At 25.7% G+C, this 1,922-nt stretch carries 1 protein-coding gene; it reads right to left on the bottom strand.

Annotated features, from left to right (window positions below):
• Window positions 1-1,922, bottom strand: a 1,922-nt coding sequence (locus tag VK998_RS01225; protein WP_414713534.1) for a nicotinate-nicotinamide nucleotide adenylyltransferase, incomplete at both ends; no start/stop codon positions are given.

The following is a 1,922-nucleotide window of genomic DNA, read 5'->3' as shown; positions in this document are numbered from 1 at the left end:
TTAAAGGATTTTATAACTTTAGATTGATCTCTTAAGCTCAAATAATTAGGGAAAGCTCCAATTGTAAAATCATCTATATTAGGATTAAATATTTTTTCTGTATGCATGGTCTTGGTCACTGTATTAGGTAGAATTGTGCCGTTTAATATTGAACCAAAAGGAACACATACATTTGGACCTAAAATTCTATCTTTCCTTTGGATTATTGGAACATCATTAGCATCACAAACCTTTTGGATTAACTTGCTATACACCATGTCTCTATTGAAAGATAGCAACAATTCTCCTGGATATAAATTAGAAATTGCTTCTTTTAATTTTTTCCTTCTATTATAGATTACTTCCATTAATTCCAAATTATTTTCAAAAGGTGGTTTTAACAAGTTTTCCAAATCTTGATTTAAAGTCATAGGATTACTCATATCAACCATAAATATTGGACATTTATCATGGTAAAAGGGAGTCTTTGTAAAGCCTTGTAGCTTTAAATTCTCTTTTACATATCTATTGTTTTCATAGGTTAAGCAATTTTTAAATAAAGCATAATTATAGTCTAAGTCAATACAATAGGCAAAAGTTTCATTTAATATAGTTTCAGCAGTATAATAATCATTATTTTTTGTAAAGACTCCAGAAATAAAGACAATCTTTCCCTTAGATTGATGCCGCAAGTATTCTGTAATATCAGTATTTCTAAACTCATCATAAAGCATGCTATTTCTAATTTGATAGAAGGTTGAAAAACCAAGGATAGAGTTGTTTTTTGATTCCTTTATTAATAGTAATACAGGATTTAACTTTTCCCTTAATTTATATATATATTCTATATTAATTTTATCACCAAATTTTTTACTCAGATACTGAATAAAGTTTTCATCAATATTATCAACAATCTGGGTCTCTATAGTTTTTGTTTGGACTAATGTTTTGTATTGTGGTTCATTTAAATATAACCCATAATTATAGATATATCTTTGAGCTAAAGAATCTATTTGTTTAGAAATATCTCTATTTAAATCTATAGATTTTCTAATTTGAGTAGAACTTATATCTTCATATTGTGGTGGCAACGAAAGTCTAAGGACCTTACCGTTTATACTATTGAGTCTTTTTTCTAATATAGCTTCTTCGTTATCTTTAGATTGAATACTTTTTCTATTGAAAACTATATGAGGAAAATTATTTAATAATCCATTTTTTGTATAAGCAGATGCATTGACCAATACATCTGTACCTACTACCATATATAAATCTCTATTTTTAAATAACGATTTTAACTTAACTAAATCCTTATCATTACTAATATTTATAGGAATTTCACTTGGAAATAGAAATATATCTTTTTCATGTGCAATGGTCATATTGATAATATTTCTTCTAAATTTATGAGGTTGAGTTCTTTTAGACCAAGAAAACTCATCTACTGCTAAATGAACTTCAAATCCTTGATTTTTTATTTCAGTAGCAATTTTTTTGTGACTAATAGAAAAAGGGTCAAAACTACCAGGGAAGAAGGCTATTTTTTTATTACTTGATAATTTTATCTTTCCATAGGTAAATTCATAATCTAATATAAATCTATATATATTATTCAGAGAAGCAGAGTTATTAAGAAAAACAAATTCATCATCTTCCTTTTTAGCTAATAAGGTTAAAAATTTTTTCCCAATTCTATTTAAAATATAGTATTTTTCTTTTAGTAATAATTTGCTAGAATTAAAAATTTGACTACCTAATATTCTAAAAGATTCAGTTTTTATCTCTTCATCAAAAGAAGCCATTCCAGTTAATAGTAAACCTAAAAGTCTATCTAAACGAAATTGATTTAGATTTTCTTTTTCTTTAAATCGTTTTTTATAATGAGGATAATTTTCAATACAAACTCCAATGGTTTTTAATAATAAAAATCCAATTTGGGTATT

Origin of the sequence: Schnuerera sp. (genome assembly GCF_035459645.1) — a bacterium.
Taxonomy (GTDB): domain Bacteria; phylum Bacillota; class Clostridia; order Tissierellales; family Tepidimicrobiaceae; genus Schnuerera.
This window is presented reverse-complemented; position numbering and strand designations above follow the sequence as displayed.